Origin of the sequence: Paenibacillus sp. MB22_1, from assembly GCF_047200555.1 — a bacterium.
Taxonomy (GTDB): domain Bacteria; phylum Bacillota; class Bacilli; order Paenibacillales; family Paenibacillaceae; genus Fontibacillus; species Fontibacillus phoenicis.
Map to the genome: position 1 here is coordinate 1,125,580 of NZ_JBLADV010000001.1, position 22,032 is coordinate 1,147,611.

The window sequence follows — 22,032 nt, forward strand, 5'->3', positions numbered from 1 at the left end:
TAAAATGAAACTTGATTTCGCAGCGTGGAAAACGGAGGGGCTTGGATGGATCGGACGATGACGAAGACGGACTACGAACTGCAGGAGCGGCTGCATCAGCTGCAGCACTTGCTGGAGCAGGAAGGAGATGCAACCGCGGCGGCGGAGCTTCGGGAAGTGGGCGATAAGCTGGGCCGACGGGAGCTGGTTGCGGCGTTTTGCGGCCATTTTTCGGCAGGGAAGTCGAGTCTGATTAATGCGTTAAGCGGGAAGACGGTGATGCCGGCCAGTCCGCTACCTACCAGCGCCAACGTGGTACTGATCCGGGAAGGGGAGCCGCGCGCGCTGCTGACGCCAGCCGATCCGGCGAAACCGAAGGTCGAGGTGCCGGTGGACGAGGTGGTAGCGTATTGCCGCAACGGGGAGGAATATGCCCGCGTTGAGTTGTGGGACCGGGTGGAGCTGCCTCCGCGCGGCGGCGTTCTGCTGGATACGCCGGGGGTCGACTCCAACGACGCCGGCCATGCGATGGCCACGCATTCTGCGTTGCATTTGGCGGACGTTGTTTTTTACGTGATGGATTATAACCATGTATCGTCGGAGACGAATTTAAGCTTTGCCAAATCGTTAAGCGATTATGGTAAACCTGTCTATATAATCGTGAACCAAATTGATAAGCACCGGGAAGAGGAGCTGGCCTTCACTGCGTACCAGGCATCGGTCAGTCAGGCGTTCCGGAACTGGAATATTAAGGCGCAGGGGATTTTTTATATCTCGCTTAAAAAAGAGGACGCTCCTGGCAATATGCTTCCGCAGTTACGGAAAGTGATCCGCAATTTGTTTGCACGGGGAGAAGGCTTGCTGGAGTATAGCGCTTATGCTTCAGCCGCCCAGTCGGTTGAAGGTTATCTGGCCCGTGCGGCTGCGGCGGAGCAGTCCCAGCGTGAGCAGTTGGTGGCGGAAGCCGGCGGGGAAACGGACGTGACCGCGATGGAAGAAGAGCTGCGGCAGCTGGAAATGGCGGGGCCGTCGGGAGAGCAGGTATGGGATATGCGGAAGCAGGAGTGGCTGCGCCGCATCAGCAGCCTGTTGGAAACGGCCCAAATGATGACGCCGCCGTTGCGGGAGCAGGCGGGGCGTTATTTAGAGAGTCAGGCGCCGGGCTTTAAAGTGAAGGGCTGGTTCGCTGCCGGGAAGACGGAAGCGGAGAAGCAGAAGCGGCAAAGCGAGTTTTTGCAGGCGTTAGCCGAACAAGTCGAAGCGCAGCTGGACTGGCATGTGCGCCAGGAGCTGCGGGCGATCGGCCAAGAGCTGGAGATTTGGGGCGAAGCCTGGGAGCAGCAGCTCGACGAGCGGATGCCAAAGCCGGCGGAGGCGTGGATCACGGAGCCGCTTCCAGGCGGGGCGATGCTGTCCGGCGAGTCGACGCTGCACTACGCGGCAGCGGTGGCCGCAGGCATCGCCGCGCGCTATCGCCGCGCGGCCGTGGACGTGATCGACGCGCTGCTCGCCGCGCCGTCGCCGCGCCGCGCCGCCGAGGCGGAGGCGGCGCTCGCCCGGCGCGCCGAGCTGGCGGCGCGCCTTCCCGCGGCCCGCGCCCTAGCGCAGCTGGACGCGGCCGCCGAGGCGCGCGCAGCGCGCTGTGCCGCGCTGCTGGGCGCGCCCGTGCCCCTCACCCCCGGCCTGCTGCCGGAGGTGAGGGCAGAGGCGGCCGCGCCGCGCGCAGCAGGCGGCGCGGGAGCGCCTGCGGCGGCTGGGGCAGCGAGCACCGCTGCCGCTGCCGCACCGCCGCCGCAGGCGATGGCCGCCGGGGGCAGTGCCCCGGCGGCAACGGCGCCCGCGCCAGCCGCGGCGGCGCAAGAGCCGCCGGCTGCGCCTGCGCGCGGGCGCGCGCTTGCCGCCGCCGCACGCCTGGCGGCTGCGGCGGAGCGGCTGGCTCCCCACCCGGCCTTCGGCACCGGGGTGCGGGAGCTGACCCGGCGCGCCGCCGAGCTGCGCGACGGCGTCTTCACCGTGGCGCTGTTCGGAGCGTTCAGCGCCGGAAAATCGTCCTTCGCCAGCGCTTTGCTCGGCGAAGCGGTGTTGCCCGTCTCGCCGCATCCGACCACCGCGGCGATCATCCGTGTGATGGCGCCGGCAGAAGGTCAGCGCCATAACACGGCCGCCGTCAAATTCAAGAGCGCCGAGGCGATCCGCGAAGACTTGGCCTACTCCTTCCAAGCCCTCGGCTTAGGGGAATGGAAGGAGACGGCCTGGATGGAGGCGGTACGGCGCTTGAAGCCCGAAGACATTCCGGCGGCCGGCCGAGCGCACTACAGCTTCTTGCAAGCTGCAGCTGCTGGATGGGCAGAATCCGCTGATCGGCTTGGGCAGGTGGAGGTCGTGGAAGCGGAGCAGTTCCGCAGCTATGCGGCAGACGAAGCGAAAGCCTGCTTCGTAGCGGAAATCGATTTTTATTACCGCTGTCCGTTAACTGAACAAGGCATCGTGCTGGTGGATACCCCGGGGGCCGATTCGATCCATGCCCGCCATACCGGAGTCACGTTCCAATATATGAAGGATTCCGATGCGATCATCTTCGTGACGTATTACAATCACGCGTTCTCGCGTGCCGATAAACAGTTGCTGAGCCAGCTGGGACGGATGAAGGGCAGCTTCGCCCTCGACAAAATGTTCTTTGTCGTCAACGCCGCCGATCTCGCGTCTTCGGAGGAAGAGCTGACGGCTGTCGTGGAGCATGTACGGGATGGTCTTCGTACCGCCGGCATCCAGCAGCCCAACGTATATGCCGTATCCAGTATGCGGGCAATGGCTGCAAGGCGGGATAATACGGCGGATGACCCAGGCTTCTCCCTTTTCCGGCAACGCTTTTCGACTTTCCTGGAACAGGATCTCGGGAATCTGGCGGTTTCGTCCGCAGTAGAAATGATGAAGCAGATGCAAGAACGTTTGTCCAAATGGACGGAAGCCGCTGGACAAAGCGCGGAAAACGCGGAGCAACAGCTCGCCGCCTTGCGCGGACGCCGGGATCGGTTCGAGCAGGCGGTTGCCGAGTTTCTTCAGGTCGATATCGGCAGGGAATGGAGCCAGGAGAACGCCGAGCTGCTGTTCCACGTTGTGCAGCGGGTACGGCTGCAGGCGCTGGAGCTGTTCACGGAATTTTTCCATCCCTCCTTGCTGCAGGAGCATAACGGTCCGTTGAAACGGAATTTTACCGTCGCGCTGCGCGGATGGCTGGATCAAGTTTCGGGCGAGTTGGAGCGCGAGCTGCTTGCCACCACGCTGCGTTTGGAGCGCAAAGCGGAGGCGCTGCTTCGCCGGGAAGCCGAAGGCTGGTGCCGCCGGCATGAGGCGGCATTGGATATGCCGCTCAGCTATTCGAACGCGGAAACGAGCTGGGATACACCGGCGATTCCTGAAGGCTTGCTGGGCAGCGGATCGTTGGCGCCAGAGACCTATTGGCCGTATTTCAAAAATCCAAAGGCGTTTTTTGAAGGCGGCGGTCGTTTGCAGCTGCGGGCGAAGCTCGAGGAGCCGCTGCTCGCCAAGCTGAAGGCGATCGTTGGCGAAATGGAAGCCTTTTTCCGGGAACATTATGAGCACGAAATCGCGCTGCGGAAGGAGCAAACGGCTGAAACGTTCCGCGGTTTGTGGGCGGAATGGGAGCAGAGCATCCAAGGCTCCAAAGTCTCTCCGGAGGAGCTGGCGCGTTGGAAAAGCATCCTTGCTCAAATCGGGCGGGATGTGGAGGAAATGGAAGCTTTTTATGATAAATAGGCGGGTTTCACCCGTGATAAAAGCCTAATATCCGTATTTACCGGATATTAGGCTTTTCTACGCTTTGCCGCGGGAAAATCATGATGATAAACTGCAAGGGACTAAGACCATGAAAGCGCATGCTTTCAGGCGATGACAGGTTTCGCGGCGTTCAGACGACTCTCCCTGATCTTGCTGCTAAGACGTCCGGAACCGTTTGGTTATGACGGGGTATCTGAAGTATAGTTCCACAAACGGGTGTAGGAGGAGAGACATGGAGGTTCTTAGGCAACTTCGGGTTTATTACCAGGCAAAGTTGAATTACTTGGTGTTGTCGATTTTATGCTTGGCAGCTGCGACTGGGCTTGGCTTAGTCTACCCGATGCTGCTTCGCAAGCTGATCGACGATGTAATTCGGCCGGGGAATTATGGAGAAGTCGTATGGATTGCCGCGACGGCGGTTTCGGTTGTGGCTGTGAAGGCGCTTTTGCAGTTCCTGCACGGTTTTTTTGGCGGAAGGCTGGGGAACTACCTGGCGTACCGGCTGCGTAACGCATGTTACGAGAAACTGCAGTTTTTATCGTTCCGCTATTATGACACGGCGAAAACTGGGGATTTAATGTCGCGGTTGACCGGGGATTTGGAAGCCATCCGCAACTTCGTGGGGTTTGGTTTTGCCCAACTGCTGAATCTGATCCTGATGGTCACGTTTGGGGCAGCGGTCATGCTGTCCATCCATTGGCAGCTTACCTTAATCACGATGATAACCATCCCTTTCCTGGCCGGTGTCGCCCTCAAATTTGAGTCAAAAATTCATCCAGCGTTCCAGGAAATGCGTTTGGCGCTGAGTTCCTTAACGACCGCGGTGCAGGAGAACGTGACGGGCGTGCGTACCGTCAAATCGTTCGCCCGGGAGCCGCACGAAGTCGAGAAGTTCTCGCTTCGGAATGAGCGCTATAAAGATAATCAGATCTTCGCGGCCACGCTGTGGAGCCGGTTCTTTCCGGTTATGGAGCTGCTGGCTTCGATCAGCGTTGCGGTGCTGCTGTCCGTTGGCGGGACTTTGGTGATCAAAGGGTCGATGTCGCTCGGTGATCTGGTCGCGTTCTTCAGTTTAATCTGGTTTATCATTGGTCCGATGTGGGGCTTAGGCTTTCATATCAATAACTATACGCAATCCAAAGCGTCCGGGGAACGGGTGCTGGAAATTCTAAATCAACCGATCGATGTGAAGGACAAAGAACAAGCGATAGAGCTTGATCCGGATCAGGTTCGCGGAGATGTCCGGTTCGATCGAGTGACGTTTGCTTACGGGAACAAAATGCCGGCGGTGGTGGACATCGATTTCCATGCTCCGCCCGGCTCCGTCATTGGCTTTCTTGGCGGCACCGGCTCCGGCAAATCAACGATTATCCAGCTGCTAATGCGTGCTTACGACGTGAATAAAGGCCGCATTCTGCTGGACGGCCAAGACATTCGGGAGCTCAGCGTGCGCAGCTTGCGCAGCCAAATTGCTACGGTGTTTCAGGAGACGTTCCTGTTCTCGTCATCTATTAAGAACAATATTGCTTACGGCATGACCAACGTAACGATGGAGGAAATCATTCGTGCCGCCCAACTAGCCAAAGCGCATGATTTTATCATGGAGCTGCCGGACGGTTACGATACCGTCGTAGGTGAACGGGGACTCGGATTGTCCGGGGGCCAGAAGCAGCGGATCGCCATCGCCCGCGCCTTGCTCAAGAATCCAAAAATCCTGATCTTGGACGATGCCACCAGCGCGGTGGATATGGAGACCGAGCAGGAGATCCAATCCGGGTTCCAGGAAGTGATGCGAGGACGGACAACGTTTATTATTGCCCATCGGATCTCTTCGCTGCGGCATGCCGATGAGATCCTCGTCTTAAACGAAGGCCGGGTAGTACAACGCGGGAAACATGAGGAATTGATTGAAATCCCGGGTCCGTACCAAGATGTGTACCGTATCCAATATGCAGACCATTTGGCTGGAGCCCTTGGGCATGAAGGGGAGGGAGATGCGTGAATACCTATACCGCGACCAGGTCGAAACCCAAGTCCGGCAAGGATGCCGGCCTTGGCAAAATCGAAGAGCGGTTTGTGTACCAGGACGATGAGCTGATTGACAAAGCCTTTGACTGGCAGCAATTCCGCCGGCTCTTTGCTTATATGAAGCCGTATGCCAAGCAGATGCTGCCTTTGATCATCCTGATGACGGTGCTTGGTACTGTGACGAAGCTGGCCGTACCTTACTTGACGAGTCTGGCCATCGACCGCGCGATCGCACCGGCGAACGGTCAGACCAACTTATCGCTGCTGTACGGCATCACCGCCTCCGTCCTTGTCCTGTACCTCATCCAATGGGCTTCCGGCGTTTACCGGATCAAGTTCACGAATATCATCGGGCAGAGGGTCATCTATGATTTGCGCGCCGATTTGTTTAAGCATATTCAGAAGCTCTCGTTTAACTTCTTTGACAAACGTCCGGCCGGCTCGGTGCTGGTACGGGTCACCAATGACGTCAATTCCCTGCAGGATCTGTTCACCAACGGGGTCGTCAACCTGATGATCGATTGCGTGCAGCTGGCCGGGATCGTCGTGATTTTGCTGTTGATCAACTGGAAGCTCGGGCTGGCGGTGATGGTCACCGTCCCGATCATGTTCCTGATCTCCACCAAACTGCGGCAAAAAATCCGGATGGCCTGGCAGGAAGTCCGCATGAAGAACTCGCGGATTAACTCCCATTTGAACGAGTCGATTCAGGGGATTCGCGTAACTCAGGCTTACACACAAGAGCGGGAGAATATGCGGTACTTCGATTCGATGAACCTGAGCAACAAGAAATCGTGGGATAAAGCGTCAGCGATGAACCAGGCGTTTGGCCCCTTAATCGAAATCACCGGGGGGATCGGCACGTTTGTCTTGTTTGTACTAGGCGTCTACCTGATTCAGTCCGGTGAACTGACGATTGGTCTGTTGGTGGCGTTCAGCAACTATGTGGGTAATTTCTGGGACCCGATCAACCGCCTGGGACAAATGTACAACCAACTCCTTGTGGCGATGGCCTCCTCTGAACGGATCTTCGAATTTATCGATGAGGAGCCGAATATCGCCGATAAGCCGGGAGCCAAGCCGCTGCCGGTGATTACGGGCGAGATCCGCTTTAACCACGTCGTCTTTGAATATGAACAAGGACGCCCTGCCTTAAAAGGCATTGACCTGGAGGTACAACCCGGCCAGTCGATCGCCCTCGTTGGCCACACCGGCTCAGGGAAAAGCACGATCATCAACCTGCTCAGCCGGTTTTACGATCCTAGCGGCGGATCGGTTGTCATCGATGGTCATGACATCCGCGACGTGACGGTCCAAAGCCTCCGCAGTCAAATTGGCGTAGTGCTCCAGGATACGTTTATTTTCTCGGGAACGATTCGGGAGAATATTCGTTTTGGCCGATTGGAGGCCACCGACGAGGAAGTGGAAGCAGCGGCTAAGGCAGTGAATGCCCACGATTTTATCGTGAAACTGCCAAACGGTTACGATACCGAGGTGGAGGAACGAGGCAATGTGCTGTCCATGGGTCAACGCCAGCTGCTATCTTTTGCCCGGGCGTTGCTGGCTAATCCGCGGATTCTGATCCTTGACGAGGCAACGGCCAGCATCGATACGGAAACGGAGCTCAAGATCCAGGAAGCGCTGAAGGTGCTGCTCAAAGGGAGAACGTCGTTTATCGTAGCTCACCGGCTCTCCACCATCCGAAGTGCTGACAAAATCGTCGTGCTGGATCATGGTGAGATTAGAGAATCGGGCACTCACCGGGAATTGATGGAACGAAAGGGAATCTATTACGGCTTGGTCCAAGCACAATTTCGGTATTTGTAACTTTTTATCGAAAAATATTTAGATATTTAATTAGAACTATTGCAATCTTGCCCGTAAAGCCGGAAAATAGAATAGGATACTAAAACGGCAAATTTATTAAAGGTGGTTTGGTCCAATTGAGTAGTGAGGCGTTAGCTCCGGCTTTGGTCATTCGCAAGGCTTGTTGCGACGATGTTCAACACATGCTTCCTTTAATGCGTCAACTGCGTTATCCGATGACGGCCAGTGTATTAAAGGAACGTTTAGAGATGTTGGAAGGCCAGCTGTTGCTAGGCAACCTGGTTGCGGAACTAGACGGCGTGATCGTTGGGACAGCTTTTCTTAAGCAGCTTCAGACGCATGACATGAGTAGACCGGTAACCCGGATTACGGCATTGGTCGTTGACGAGAAACACCGCGGCACAGGGATCGGAAGACGGTTGATCGAAGCGGCGGAGATGTGGGCCCGTGAACGGGGCAGCACAGATCTGGTATTATCTACAGCCCGCGAGAACCATCTGTCCGCTAAAGCGTTCTATGAACATTGCGGCTTCAGATGCACCGGCTACCGAATGAATAAGCCGTTGAACTAAGCTGAGAAATTAAATCAAACTGCGTTGTACGCGATATAGCTCCGCCCTTTTGAAGGGCGGGGCTTTTTTGTGTTTTGCAGGGAAGGCGGGAGACATCTGTGTAAATTTATTTTACTTTCTTGGCTGGAGAACAAGTTGGAAACTGTAGTTTTACGTAGTCGAGGGAGTAAGGTGATTTCAGATGTCACTAATACTAACATAATTAACGGAATAATAAGTGATTTATGTTAGACAAAGTGACTTATACATGACATAAACAGGGCGAAGCCCTAGAACAAGATTGATCTGAGGAGGATGTGTATGAAGGGGAAAAAAAGAATTGCCTGGCTGGTTAGCGCTTGTTTAATGATCGGGTTGCTCTCGGCGTGTAATTCGTCCGGCAACGCGGCAAAACCGGCAGCTGGAAATACCAGCGCTGCTGGAGGGGGACTTACGGTCATTAAGATCGCCTCGCAATCCCCGTTATCCGGGGGCTCGGCCATTCAAGGGGAATCGATTAAGCTTGGGGGGCAGATGGCGCTGGAGGAGCGTCAGGCTGAGTTTAAGGACCTGGGATTTGATCTGCAGTTCGTTCCTTACGATGACCAAGGCGATTCGAAGAAAGGCGTCGCCAACGCCGAAATGATCGGCGCGGATCAAGCGGTATTGGCGGTGCTTGGGCATTTGAACTCCGGGGTATCGATTCCGAGCTCGGTCGTCTATGAGAAATATAGTATTCCGATGGTGTCCCCGGCCAGTACGGCAACGGACTTTACCGACCGGAAGCTGAAGATCGCCAACCGCATTGTCGCTCGCGACGACTTCCAGGGACCAGCGGGTGCCGAATATGCCGTGAAGACGGTGGGTGCGAAAAATATTTTTGTGATCCAAGATAAAACGGCTTATGGCCAAGGATTGGCCGATGCCTTCCGCAGCTCGGCTGAAGAGCTGGGGGCGACGATCGCCGGATACGAAGGGATCACGGTGGGTGAGAAGGACTTTAACGGCGTGCTGAACCAGGTGCTCAGCAAGAAGCCGGACTTCATCTTCTTCGGCGGGATGTATGCCGAGGCCGGATTGATTGTTAAACAGGCCCGGGAGAAGGGGATTACGGTGCCGATCATGGGCGGGGATGCGCTCGATTCCTCGGGGATGGTGGACATCGCCGGTGACAAGCTGACGGAAGTCGCGTACAGCTCCGTGTCTACAGACGTTACGAAATCCAACAAGGACTGGGCAGACAAATATCAAGCGAAGTTTGGCAAATCCGTGGAGAACTACTCCGCTTATGCCTATGATTCGATGAATATCATTTTGAATGCTGTGAAAAAAGCGATCGAAGACAACGGCGGCAAACTGCCAACCCGTGAACAGGTCCGTGATGCGGTCCGGGCGACAACCGATTTCGAAGGCATCGCCACGAAAGTCAGCTTTGACGACAAAGGCGATAACGAATATGCCAAGGTCTTCATTTATAAATTCGATTCACCAACTTATCCTGGCACGATGGTATCCGAAATCGAACAGCCGAAGTAATCGACGAACGGCAATAACGCAGAAGGGGTAAGGACAAATGGATATGATCCTGCAAACACTCCCCCAGGTTTTGGTGGACGGATTAACGTTAGGTGCAGTCTACGCGGTGGTGGCCATCGGCTATACGATGGTCTACGGCATACTCGAATTTATTAATTTCGCGCATGGGGAAATCTTTATGACCGGCGCGTTTGTGGGCACCGCAGTCTTGCTGACGATGAACTCGGTCGGTTGGCTCAGCGGGCTGCCCGCCGCACTTGCTTATTTTCTGATCCTGGCGATGGCGATGCTGTCAACCGGGTTGCTGGGGATCGGTATCGAGCGGGTGGCTTATCGCCCGCTCCGCCGGGCTCCCAAGCTCATCTCATTGATTTCAGCGATCGGGGTATCCTTTCTGCTGCAGGACATCGTCCGATTTATCGCGGATCTCCGTACCGGAAATTTTATCGTTACCGGCATTTCACTTTACGGGGAAAATCTGAAGCTAGGCGCATCCTCCTTATGGAGCGGGTTTGACGACGCCTTTCTAAAGTCGAATACGATCATTGTTGTGGCGGTGGCCGTCGTTCTGATGGCGGGGCTTGATTTTTTCGTAAACCGTACCAAGTGGGGAACCGCCATGCGGGCGGTAGCCCAGGACCGGGAGACGGCGTCGCTGATGTCCATTAATGTCAATAAGGTGATTGCGCTGACTTTCTTTATCGGATCGGCGCTTGGCGGCGGGACCGGCGTTCTGTTCGCCCAGCAGTATGGCACCATCGATCCATATATCGGGTTTATCCTGGGGATGAAGGCCTTCACCGCAGCGGTACTTGGCGGCATTGGCAATATCCGGGGTGCCATGTTTGGCGGATTGTTCATTGGCGTACTGGAAATGTTCTCGTCCGCGAACCTGTCCGTCATCACAGGCGGCGCGCTGGGCGGGGAGTATAAAGACGTCGTCGCTTTTCTGATCCTGATCGCGGTGCTCATTTTCAAGCCGGAAGGGTTATTCGGCAAAGCCGTGAAAGAGAAAGTGTAGGTGATCTGCCATGAATCAACTGAAGCTCTGGCTGGGCCAAAGCCAACTTGCCCAAGCTTTGTTATTTACAATGTTTGTCATTGTTACGGCGGCAAGCGTATATTTTTCGAATAAATCGGTAATCGCCTTTCTCCTCTTACTTGGCTCCTTGCTGCTGCTGTATTTGACGACCTTCCGAACCTCGATCAAATGGGCGGTTGGCGCGGCGCTGCTGCTGGTGGTCATTCCGTTTGCTACTTCCGGCGGCCCGGCCCATCAGTCGTATATGGAGGTGGCTACGCAGTGCGGCATTTACATCGCGATGGCGTTAGGGCTGAACATCGTCGTCGGATTCGCCGGACTGCTCGACCTTGGCTTTGTTGCGTTCTTCGCGGTTGGAGCTTATACGTACGCCATTTTTGCCACGCCGCAGGCCAACGAGTTTATCTCCGGCCAGCTGTTTCCGCTGCCTGGAGGCGCGTTCTGGATCTTCATCGTGCTTGGCGGCTTTATGGCTGCGTTGTTTGGGCTGCTGCTTGGTTTGCCGGTACTGCGGGTCAAGGGCGACTATCTGGCGATCGTTACGCTTGGGTTCGGGGAAATTATCCGGATTATTTTTAACAACTTGGATAAACCGGTGAATATTACGAACGGGGCGATGGGGTTGGCCTCGATTCAGCCGCCGAGCTTGTTTGGTCTATCCTTTACGTTTCCGAACCAGTTTTACTTTATCGTCCTTTTTATATTGGCGATCGTCATTTTCGGCGTGAAACGGTTGGAGCATTCCCGGCTGGGACGGGCTTGGAAGGCGATTCGGGAGAACGAGATCGCCGCACAATCGATGGGCATTCCGCTCATCCGCACCAAACTGACTGCTTTTGCGATTGGCGCTTCCTTTTCCGGCATGATGGGAGTGGTGTTTGCGGCGAAGCAAACGTTTATCGATCCGACGAGCTTTACGCTGCTTGAATCGATTACGATTCTGGTGATGGTGCTGCTGGGCGGCATGGGCAGCGTGCCTGGCGTCATACTCGGCGCGGCATTGGTTACAATTTTGAATTTACAGGTGCTGACGGAGCTCACCAACTGGTTAAACCAGTTGACACTGCAGGGAGTCATCCAACTTCCCAGCTCGATTTCGCCTTCCAAGATGCAACGCCTGATCTTTGGTGTAACCCTGTTACTCGTCGCCATCTTCAGGCCAAACGGCTTGATCACCGCCAAGAACAAGAAGGTGGATGCCGAGCGGCTTAAGGCGCAGCGTTCCGGCAATACGTTATCCATTTTGCCGCCGGCCAATCAACAAAGCGGAGGTGTGAGCCAATGACGACGATTCTGAAGGTAAGCAAGCTCGTGAAGCGCTTTGGCGGACTGACGGCGGTTGGAGGCGTCGACTTTGCGTTTCCCCGCGGCAAAATTTCCGCTGTAATTGGCCCAAACGGCGCCGGGAAAACGACCTTTTTTAACATGATCACCGGCATTTATACCCCGGACGAAGGCGCGATTGAGTTGGATGGTGAGTCTATCGTTGGCGTCAAGCCCCATCAGGTCGTCAGTCTGGGAATCGCCCGGACGTTCCAAAATATCCGCCTGTTTGGCAGCATGACCGTGCTGGAAAATGTGATGGTTGGCATGCATACCCATCTGAAGACAGGAATCTTCGGTACGCTGCTCTCGCTGCCCCGAGCCAGACATGAGGAGGAACAGGTGCATCAAGAGGCTTACCGTTTGCTGGAGTTCGTCGGGCTGCAAGAGCTGCTGAACGAACAGGCGGCGAGCCTGCCGTACGGCGCGCAGCGGCGGCTCGAAATCGCCCGGGCGCTGGCGGCGAAGCCGAAAGTGCTGCTCCTGGACGAACCAGCCGCCGGGATGAACCCGCGCGAGACAACCGAGTTGATCAGCTTGATCCGGCGCATTCAGGAGGAAACGGGGATGACGATCATCCTGATCGAGCATGACATGAAGCTGGTGATGGAGTTATCCGAGCATATCCTGGTGCTTGATTACGGAACGAAAATCGCGGAAGGCGGGCCGGATCATATTCGTTCCCACCCTAAAGTGATTGAAGCTTATTTGGGCAAAAGCGCGGTTCAAGGCAGCGGCGAAACCGTCCGATTCGAGGTGATATCATGAGCTTGCTGGAGCTGAAAGAGGTTCACGCCTATTATGGAGCGATCGAAGCTTTAAAAGGCATATCCTTAACCGTAGAGGAAGGGGAGATCGTTTCGTTGATCGGCTCCAACGGAGCCGGTAAGTCCACGACGCTCAAGGCGATTTGCGGCCAGGTGAACACGACCGGCACCATCCGCTTTAACGGTACGGAGATGTCCAACTTACCCCCGCATCAAGCGGCGTTGGCGGGGATCGCACATGTGCCGGAAGGACGGCGGATCTTCCCGCGGTTGACGGTGAAGGAGAATCTGGAGATGGGCGCTTTTTCCGTGAGGGACAAGAAGGTGATCAAGCAGCGGATGGAGCGGGTGTTCGACCATTTCCCGCGCCTTAGGGAACGGATGGCGCAAACGGGCGGGACGATGAGCGGCGGGGAGCAGCAAATGCTGGCCATCGGCCGGGCCATGATGATGCAGCCAAAAATTCTGTTGTTGGACGAACCGTCGATGGGGCTTGCTCCGATTATCGTCGAGCAAATTTTCGAGATGATCCAGCAGTTAAACCGCGAGGGGATGACGGTGCTGCTCGTCGAGCAAAACGCTTTTCAAGCGCTGCAAATCGCGCACCGCGGCTATGTGATGCAAACCGGAGAAATCTTGATGGAGGACGAAGCCGATTTGTTGCTCTCCAATGAGCAGGTGAAGGAAGCTTATTTGGCTTAGCCCTGCTGCAGGTCGATCCCTATCGTTGTCCGGACACTTTTTGCACGATTATCCCATTGGATCAGGAGAATGTAAAACTGATTAGATAGAATAAGAGAGCGAAGAAACAGAGAGTACAGTCCCTCCTTATCAAAAGGGATAATCCTGCAAAGGAGCACGGAGAGTAAGTACCTTATGGCTAACGAAAAAATCCTTCCGAATTCAGATTAAACCACGTAGCCTAAACTACGTGGTTTTTGTTTTGCCGAATATTAATTTGCCGCATAATACCGGCTTTGCTCGTATGCTGCTGCCGTGCGGCGCGAATAGCAGTACCGCTCGCGGTACGTATCGAGGCGCCCGCGGAACTCGAGCTGGAGGTGCGGACAGCCGCAAAGATCGGACGGCGTTGTTAATCCCGCGGATTTCTCCAGAAGGTTGACGCCGGCTTCTTGGAATACCCGGCTGACGAACTGAGAACAGAAGAAAGAATTTTTTCCGCCAAGCTCCATATTTAAGATGATCCCTAAGAGTCCCAAGAAATTATAGGTGTAAAGCTCGTCGTTATCCTCGAAGGTTTTCACAAAATTTCGCATGCGCATGTAATTCTCCGCGCTAACCTTGCAGCTGTATACAGCGCAGGTTGCTTTCTCGAATACTCCGGAATGAATGTCCTCTCTGACGAAGCCGCCAAAGATAGGGATGAAAGGGTGTTTGCGCCCGAAGCTGTAAACCTCACGCAGCTCGGGATCAAATGCGATCGAGGCATGATTGTAAGGCGCTCTTGTATATAGGCCGATCATTTTGGCCACAAGTGTTGTCGGATTGCTTAGCAGGACATAAATTTTCTTCTCATTGTTCATCATTTCGACCACCATTTACTGTTGATGATAGTTCCATTGAATATTAACATGGTACTTGGATTATGGGAATCCCAAAACGGACCGAAGGCGGAAAACAAACTAGACTAAGGTCTTGGTTCCTTCTAGCCGCTCCGTGTGATCCGTAATTTACTTTTGCGGACCGATACGTTAAAATCGGGGGGAAATCAGGGCATGGAAGAGGATGGTCCATCGATGTATAAATTGATCTTAGCCGATGATGAAGAAGATGTGCGGGAAGGCCTATTAGGCCTAATCGATTGGGAAGGTCTCGGTTACGTCGTCCAAGAGACGGCGGAGAACGGCAAGGAAGCGGTTGAGCTCGTGGAGAAGCATGCGCCGGACGTTGTGGTGACGGATATTCAAATGCCGTTTATGAACGGATTGCAGCTCTCCGAGTGGATCCGTGAACGGTATCCGGCAACGAAGATCATCATATTAACCGGATACGAGGAATTTGAATATGCACAGAAGGCCATCCGACTGGGAATCGATGAATATGTTTTGAAACCGTTTTCGGCAGGAGAATTGGCCGAAATTTTACGTAAGGTGAAGCTGCAGCTCGATGAGGAAGTGGCTGCGAAGGAAAATGTGCAGCTGCTGACCGAGCACTACCGTAAAAATCTGCCGATCCTGCAAAGTCTATTTTTGTCTTCACTCGTATCCCGGCGGCTGCAAGAAGCGGAAATTCGTGAGAAATGCGAGCATTATGATCTAGACCTCAGCGGGGATCGATACATGGTTTCTGCGATCCGCATCGATTCCGCGCCAGCTTGGCGGGGATCAGACGGAAGCCACGAACCCGGTAACGGTACAGCGTTGTCTCTGAAAGATACGAATGACACCCAGCTGCAGCTTTTTGCTGTCTTTAACATTGCGGAGGAAATCGTCCGGCTCCATCCGAAAGGCAGGGCATTCATCCATCATGACGAGGTGGTGGTGCTCAGCGTAGGGGAACCCGGTGCGGACAAACCGCTTGCGGATCAAACGCTGCAATTATTGGAAGAAATCCGTTTTAGCGTGGAGCGCTTCCTCAAGCTGACGGTGACGATTGGCGCCGGTTCTGAGGTGGGGCAATTAAGCGAGCTTGCCGGCTCCTATGAAGAGGCGGTGAAGGCACTCGATTACCGCGTCATTCTCGGGGGAAACAAAGTGATTTGGATTGAGGACGTGGAATCGCGGCAAACGGACCCGTTGTCGTTGGATGAGATGAAGGAGAAAGAGCTGGTCCGTTGCTTGAAGGTTGGCAGTGACCAGGAGCTGGTTAATCTTCTGGAGGAACTGTTCAAGGCATTAACGGACAGCAAAGCATCGTATCAAGACTTCCAAGTGTATTTGCTGGAGTTGTTGACCGCAGTGATCAAGGTCGCCAAGGACATCCGTGTTGACCTCGACAAATTGTTTGGAGATGGGGCTGGATTTCTCGGACAGTTCGTCAAATTTTCGCATGCCGATGAAGCAAAAGCCTGGTTCCTGGATATATGCATGAAGCTGAAGCAATCCATCGCCACGGACAGGCAGTCCAGCTACAACAAGCTGGTGGACGAGGCGAAGGAATATATTTTGGCGCATTACGGTGACCATGAAATTTCCATCGCTAAGGTATGTCAGCATCTCCATATCAGTACCGGGTATTTCAGTAACATTTTCAAGAAAGAAACGAAGACGACCTTTGTCAATTACCTGATGGGCGTACGGATGGATGCCGCGCAGGACCTGCTGGCAACGACGGATCTGAAGGCTTTTGAGATCGCCGAGCGCGTGGGGTTTGCCGATCCGAACTATTTCAGCTTCTGCTTCCGCAAAAAATTCGGCATCTCCCCGAAAGAATATCGTATCGGAGCGAGAAGCTCATGAAGTTGTGGCGTTCGTTCACGCGTCTGTTTCAAGGGTTTCATGTTCGTAATATTCAGGTGCTTATTTCTCTATCTTCGATTACCGTTACCGTATTGGCGGTTGTATTAGTCACGACGTTGCTATACAACCGCTTCTCTAAGGTTGCGGAAGAGAACGTTTACTTAAGCCTGGAGCAAATTATTGAACAGGTTCATTCCAACCTGGAGCTGTATGTCAGCGGGATGCAGGATATTTTTGACCTCGTGGAGCAAAAAATCTCCGTTTCCCCCAACTTGCCCACCAACGATCAGCTTGGAGAACAGTTGCAGACCGTACTCAGTACTCGCGAAGATCTGGTCTCCATGGCGCTGTTTACCGAGGATGGGAAGCTGGTGCGCAACGTGCCGACGCTTCCGATGCGGCAAAACACACGGCTGCAGGAGCAATTATGGTTCGAATCTGCGGTTCAGAATCCCGGGAAGCTGCAATTTACTCCGCCGCATATTCAGAACCTGTTCAAATGGCAGTACCGCTGGGTCGTATCCATGAGCAAAACCGTGGACTACCGGGATCAAGGCCAGATGAAGCAAGGCGTATTGGTGATTGATATCAACTTCCGTACCATCGACGAACTTAGCGGGCGGATCAGCTTAGGCAAAAAAGGGTACGTGTACATCATAGACGCCGTGGGAAATATCGTATACCATCCGCAGCAACAGCTCATTTATGCCGGGTTGAAATATGAAAATCTGGAGCCGGTGCTGAATTATTCGTATGGCCGTTATTACGATGAGTTGGAAGGGGAGCCGCGGATCATTACAATTCAGACCGTAAAGCCGGCTGGCTGGAAAATCGTTGGGGTGGCTTATGCGGATGAATTTTTGACGACGAAACGGGAAGTTGGCGACTTTTTGTCCTGGTTTTTACCTCTGGCCATCGCCATCATTCTATTCATCAGCATTTATGTTTCGGCCCGGATCTCGCAGCCGATTCGCAAGCTTGAACGCTCGGTTCAAATGGTGGAACGCGGAGACTTCGGAACAAATGTCTATGTTAGCGGCGCTTATGAGGTGGAGCAGCTGTCCAAACGGTTTAACTTGATGCTGCGCCGGATCCGCGAGCTGATGGATCAGATCATCCAGGAGCAGGAAGCCAAACGCAAGAGTGAGCTGGATGTGCTGCAGTCGCAAATCAACCCACATTTTCTCTATAACACGTTAAATTCGGTCACCCGGCTGGCCGAGCTGGGACGGAACGAGGAGGTCGTGACGACGATTACGTCCTTGTCGCGGTTTTTCCGGATCAGCTTGAGCAAGGGGAAACATATCATCAGCGTGCAGGACGAGTTGGAGCATGTGCGGCATTATTTGATCATTCAAACGATCCGGTTCAAGAACAAGTTCCGGTATGAGATACGGGCGGATGAAGCTGCGTTGAAATGCTCGACCTTAAAGCTGATCTTGCAGCCGCTTGTCGAAAATGCCATCCATCACGGGATCGAAAAATCGGCCGAGCAAGGATTCATTGACATCGAGGCCCGTTTGGAAGGAGAAAACCTGATCTTCCGGATCCGTGACAACGGCATCGGCATGTCTCCCGATACGGTGGAGAAGCTGTTCAGTGGAAACATCCGCAGCGAAAGCGGCTCAGGGGTGGGGGTACGAAACGTGCAGGAACGCATCACGCTCTATTACGGCCCTGGTTACGGGCTTCATTTCGAAAGTGAACCGGAGGAAGGCACGACGGTCACGATTACGATCCCGGCTGTACAGCCGGAAAGTCTGGAACAAGGCGGGATGCAGTCATGAAGCGGTTGCCGAAGTGCATCTATCGAGCTGGCATTCTGTTGATGGCAGGAGCGCTGATCACTTTGCTGTCCTCCTGCGGAGGTCCCGGGAGCGGGGCGGATCATCAGCAAATTTACGACGTGGACATGATCGTCAAGATGGATCGCGGCGATTATTGGAAAACGACCAAGCTGGGGGCGGAGGTCGCGGCCAAGGAGTTTAATGTCCGGTTGAATTTTGTCGCCCCGGAGAACGAAAACGATGTCGAAGGCCAAATTCGCCTGATGGAAGAGGCGATTGAGCGGCGTCCGGACGCCATCATCCTGGCGGCTTCCGACTATGAAGCGCTGGGGCAGGTGACGGACCGGACATCCTATTACGACATCCCGGTCATTTCAATGGATTCGGAGGTCGCTTCCACCAAGGTAAAGACGTTCGTGGGGACAAACAATTACGAGGCCGGCCAGAAAGCGGCCGAACGCTTGGTCGATCTCACCGGGCCTGTGAGCGAAATCGGGATTATTAATTTTGTGAAAGGCGCCCGTAACGCCAACCAGCGTGAGGAAGGCTTCCTTGATTACGTCGCACGCTTTCCCGATGTCCATGTCGTCGATATTCAATATTGCGGGTCGGACGAGTATCTCGCCTACAAGCTGACGGCGGATATGCTGAAGCGGTTCCCGAATCTGAACGGCATCGTTTCACTAAGCGCCGAATCTTCGATTGGCGCAGGCCGGGCCGTCGACGAGCTTGGATACGGCGGCAAGGTGAAGATGATCGCCTTCGATAATCCGCCGGAGATGCTTGAACTCCTGCAGGAGGAAAAGGTGCAGGCGATGGTCGTACAGAACCCGTTCAACAACGGGTACATGGCGGTTGCTGCCGCTGTCCAGGCGGCCCGCGGCGAGAAGCTTGAGGATCGAATCCCAACGGATACGAAGCTGATCGACCTGAATAATATGCTGTGGCCTGAAAACCAGAAGCTTCTGTTTCCGTTCGTGAAATGAGTGAAGTGGACGGTTGGCGTAGCCAAGTTGTTCTAGAGTTGAAGCTGGGACGAGCAAACAGCAAGTGGTTACCGGGAATCCGGGGCGCTTGCTGTTTGATGTTTTTTTGCGACTATCGATATAAGGATATAGATATTTAATTCGACATCATCAGAATTTTGATAGAAAAATCTTAGAATTTTGGATTCGCAAGGTGCCCGAAACCATGCATAATGAAAACGTATCCAAGAGGATATCACTTAGAAATACACTTTCAGGAGGTCAAAAAATATGAAGAAGCTTACAACGGTCATGCTGGCTGCAGCCATGCTGGGAGCGACGATGGTCGGATGCTCCAACAGCAGCGATAAAGAGAGCAGCGGAGGAAATGGGGGTTCTACTCCAAACGTAGGTGTGGCGATTTACAAATTTGACGATACGTTTATGACAGGCGTTCGTAACTCGATCGAGAAAAATGCTGACGGGATCGCGAAAGTGGACATCGTTGACAGCCAAAACTCCCAGCCTACGCAAAACGATAAAATCGACTTGTTCTTGACGAAGAAGACGAATGCGCTGATTGTTAACCCGGTTGACCGGACGGCAGCAGGCGTCATTATCGACAAAGCTAAAGCGAAGGACACACCGGTTGTATTCTTGAACCGCGAACCGTTGCCGGAAGATATGAAGAAATGGGATAAAGTTTACTACGTTGGTGCGAGAGCTGAAGAATCCGGTACACTGTCCGGTCAAATCATCGTGGACTACTGGAAAGCTCATCCGGAAGCAGATAAGAATGGTGACGGCGTGCTGCAATACGTTATGCTGAAGGGCGAACCTGGACACCAAGATGCTGAGCTGCGTACGCAATATTCGGTCCAAGCGATTGAAGATGCCGGCATTAAGGTCGAAAAAGTTGCTGAAGACACAGCCATGTGGGACCGCGTAAAAGGCCAAGAGAAAATGGCAGCCTTCCTGGCCGCAAATGGCGATAAAATTGAAGCCGTACTTGCGAACAACGATGACATGGCACTCGGCGCGATCGAAGCTCTGAAAGCTGCTGGTTACTTCACGGGTGACAAATACATGCCGGTTGTAGGCGTTGACGCAACGGCACCAGCCCTGCAAGCGCTTGAACAAGGTACATTGCTGGGTACGGTTCTGAACGATGCGGAGAACCAAGGGAAAGCAGCGGTTATCCTGGCTTCCTTGCTGGCCAAAGGCGAAGCGATCAGCAAAGACAACGTAGGTTTTGATATCACCGACAATCAATATGTGTGGATTCCATACCAAAAAGTAACGAAGGAAAACGCTGCTGAATTCAAATAAGAGTACGGCGAGCAGGTCAATCAGCAGGACTTCTCATATTCGCTAGAACAACATGGGAGGTTCGATGCCGAAAGGTACGGACCTCCTGTTTTTTCACAGGGGATAGGAACACAGGAGGAAACGATGCTGTGCCTCTAAAGCGGAAGAAATGATCAGGGGGCGAAAACCATGTCTGAATATATGCTCGAAATGAAGGGCATTACCAAGGAATTTCCCGGCGTTAAAGCGCTGGATGGCGTAACACTGCAGGTTCGACCGGGTACCGTTCATGCGCTGATGGGCGAGAATGGGGCCGGCAAATCCACGCTGATGAAATGTCTGTTCGGGATTTATAAGCCGGACAGCGGTGAAATTTATTTGAATGGTCAAAAAGCGGAAATCAACAATTCCAGCGATGCGCTGAAGCTTGGGGTCTCGATGATTCACCAAGAGCTGCATCCGGTACCTTTCCGCAATGTGATGGAAAATATCTGGCTCGGACGTTTCCCGATGAAAGGATGGGGACCCTTCCAATTCGTCGACCATAAGAAGATGTATCAGGATACGGAAGAGCTGTTTAAACAATTAGATATTGATTTGGATCCGGATACGATTGTCGGCAAGCTGTCCGTTTCCAAAATCCAGTCGATCGAGATCGCGAAGGCGGTATCGTTTAACTCGCGGATTATCGTGATGGACGAACCTACCTCTTCCTTGACAAGCGTAGAGGTTGAGCATCTATTCCGGATCATCAACGACTTGAAGAAGCGCGGGGTGTCGATCATCTATATCTCGCACAAGATGGAGGAGATTTTGCGGATCTCCGACGATGTAACGATCATGCGTGACGGCAAGAAGATTGGGACGTGGCCAGCGTCGGAGATGACGACCGACCTCATTATTTCCAAGATGGTTGGGCGCGATCTCACGCAGCGATTCCCGGATCGCCACAACAAGCCAAACGGCGTCATTATGAAGGTAGAGCATCTGACGTCCGTCGATCCAAAATCTTTTAAAGATGTATCGTTCGAATTGCGCAAAGGGGAGATCCTTGGCGTAGGCGGTCTGGTTGGGGCGCAGCGCACCGAGTTAATCGAAGCGTTGTTTGGCCTTCGTGAAATTCAGTCCGGCACCATCTCGATTCACGGCAAAGAGGTGAAGATCCGCAGCGCCAGTGAAGCCAAAAAATACGGATTGGCGCTATTGACGGAGGAACGCCGGACAACCGGTATTTTCCCGGTATTGTCTGTTCATGAAAATGCGGCCATTGCCAACATTGACCGTTATGTGACGCCTTTTGGCCTGCTGAATGAGCGGAAGAAAAAGGCTGAAGCCAATCAAATGGTTGAGAAGCTGCGGACGAAAACGCCGTCGCCTAAAACGCTGATCATGAACCTTTCAGGCGGGAATCAGCAAAAGGTGTTGCTGGCCCGTTGGTTGCTCACTAACCCGGAAATTTTACTGCTGGACGAACCGACGCGCGGGATCGACGTCGGGGCAAAATACGAAATTTATTCCATTATTGCGGATTTGGCACAGCAAGGCAAGAGCATCATCATGATTTCATCCGAGATGCCTGAACTGCTTGGGATGTCCGACCGTGTCATGGTAATGTCCGAAGGCCGTCTGACGGGAATATTGGATGGAGATAAGGCTACGGAAGAAGAAATTATGCGTCTGGCAGCCCAGCACTAAGGATTTG

At 53.8% G+C, this 22,032-nt stretch carries 15 protein-coding genes; 14 read left to right on the forward strand and 1 reads right to left on the reverse strand.

Annotation, left to right across the window (positions count from 1 at the left end):
• Window positions 1–45: 45 nt before the first annotated feature.
• The 9 genes from ACL02P_RS05200 (at window position 46) to ACL02P_RS05240 (ending at window position 13,553) form a co-directional block, all read left to right on the forward strand.
• The gene (locus ACL02P_RS05200) at window positions 46–3,756 is read left to right on the forward strand and encodes a dynamin family protein (RefSeq protein WP_412836903.1); all 3,711 of its coding nucleotides are present in this window, start codon (window positions 46–48) and stop codon (window positions 3,754–3,756) included.
• A gap of 253 nt (window positions 3,757–4,009) precedes the next feature.
• A complete protein-coding gene (locus ACL02P_RS05205; protein ID WP_036645878.1) occupies window positions 4,010–5,779 on the forward strand; it encodes an ABC transporter ATP-binding protein in 1,770 nt (589 codons plus the stop codon).
• 59 nt (window positions 5,780–5,838) lie between these two features.
• The gene (locus ACL02P_RS05210; RefSeq protein ID WP_260070794.1) at window positions 5,839–7,632 is read left to right on the forward strand and encodes an ABC transporter ATP-binding protein; all 1,794 of its coding nucleotides are present in this window, start codon (window positions 5,839–5,841) and stop codon (window positions 7,630–7,632) included.
• Window positions 7,633–7,748: 116 nt separating this feature from the next.
• A complete protein-coding gene (locus ACL02P_RS05215; RefSeq protein ID WP_036645881.1) occupies window positions 7,749–8,204 on the forward strand; it encodes a GNAT family N-acetyltransferase in 456 nt (151 codons plus the stop codon).
• Between the two features lie 300 nt (window positions 8,205–8,504).
• Window positions 8,505–9,719: a branched-chain amino acid ABC transporter substrate-binding protein gene (locus tag ACL02P_RS05220; RefSeq protein WP_339299138.1), complete on the forward strand. Its 1,215-nt coding sequence runs from the start codon at window positions 8,505–8,507 to the stop codon at window positions 9,717–9,719.
• Between the two features lie 37 nt (window positions 9,720–9,756).
• Window positions 9,757–10,740 (forward strand): branched-chain amino acid ABC transporter permease, encoded by a 984-nt coding sequence (locus ACL02P_RS05225; RefSeq protein ID WP_339299136.1) that lies wholly within the window; start codon window positions 9,757–9,759, stop codon window positions 10,738–10,740.
• A 10-nt stretch (window positions 10,741–10,750) separates the two neighbouring features.
• Window positions 10,751–12,046: an ABC transporter permease subunit gene (locus ACL02P_RS05230; protein ID WP_339299134.1), complete on the forward strand. Its 1,296-nt coding sequence runs from the start codon at window positions 10,751–10,753 to the stop codon at window positions 12,044–12,046.
• Window positions 12,043–12,852: an ABC transporter ATP-binding protein gene (locus ACL02P_RS05235; protein ID WP_009225939.1), complete on the forward strand. Its 810-nt coding sequence runs from the start codon at window positions 12,043–12,045 to the stop codon at window positions 12,850–12,852. Before ACL02P_RS05230 ends, ACL02P_RS05235 begins: the two co-directional genes overlap by 4 nt.
• On the forward strand, window positions 12,849–13,553 hold the full coding sequence (locus ACL02P_RS05240) for an ABC transporter ATP-binding protein (protein WP_260070749.1): 705 nt from the start codon (window positions 12,849–12,851) through the stop codon (window positions 13,551–13,553). Before ACL02P_RS05235 ends, ACL02P_RS05240 begins: the two co-directional genes overlap by 4 nt.
• Window positions 13,554–13,804: 251 nt before the next feature.
• Here the strand turns inward: ACL02P_RS05240 and ACL02P_RS05245 are convergent, their stop codons facing one another.
• The gene (locus tag ACL02P_RS05245; protein ID WP_339299132.1) at window positions 13,805–14,398 is read right to left on the reverse strand and encodes a hypothetical protein; all 594 of its coding nucleotides are present in this window, start codon (window positions 14,396–14,398) and stop codon (window positions 13,805–13,807) included.
• 210 nt (window positions 14,399–14,608) lie between these two features.
• Between ACL02P_RS05245 and ACL02P_RS05250 the strand changes: the two genes are divergently transcribed.
• The 5 genes from ACL02P_RS05250 (at window position 14,609) to ACL02P_RS05270 (ending at window position 22,025) form a co-directional block, all read left to right on the forward strand.
• Window positions 14,609–16,270, forward strand: a complete 1,662-nt coding sequence (locus tag ACL02P_RS05250) for a response regulator (RefSeq protein ID WP_339299130.1) — start codon at window positions 14,609–14,611, stop codon at window positions 16,268–16,270.
• Entirely contained in the window at window positions 16,267–18,057 is a 1,791-nt protein-coding gene (locus tag ACL02P_RS05255; RefSeq protein ID WP_009225943.1) for a sensor histidine kinase, read from the forward strand. Before ACL02P_RS05250 ends, ACL02P_RS05255 begins: the two co-directional genes overlap by 4 nt.
• Window positions 18,054–19,043, forward strand: coding sequence for a substrate-binding domain-containing protein (locus ACL02P_RS05260; protein WP_009225944.1), 990 nt, complete (start codon window positions 18,054–18,056; stop codon window positions 19,041–19,043). The genes ACL02P_RS05255 and ACL02P_RS05260 overlap by 4 nt, the downstream gene beginning before the upstream one ends.
• A gap of 270 nt (window positions 19,044–19,313) precedes the next feature.
• Window positions 19,314–20,351, forward strand: coding sequence for a galactose ABC transporter substrate-binding protein (locus ACL02P_RS05265; RefSeq protein ID WP_009225945.1), 1,038 nt, complete (start codon window positions 19,314–19,316; stop codon window positions 20,349–20,351).
• 168 nt (window positions 20,352–20,519) lie between these two features.
• Window positions 20,520–22,025, forward strand: coding sequence for a sugar ABC transporter ATP-binding protein (locus tag ACL02P_RS05270; RefSeq protein ID WP_009225946.1), 1,506 nt, complete (start codon window positions 20,520–20,522; stop codon window positions 22,023–22,025).
• Window positions 22,026–22,032 lie beyond the last annotated feature (7 nt).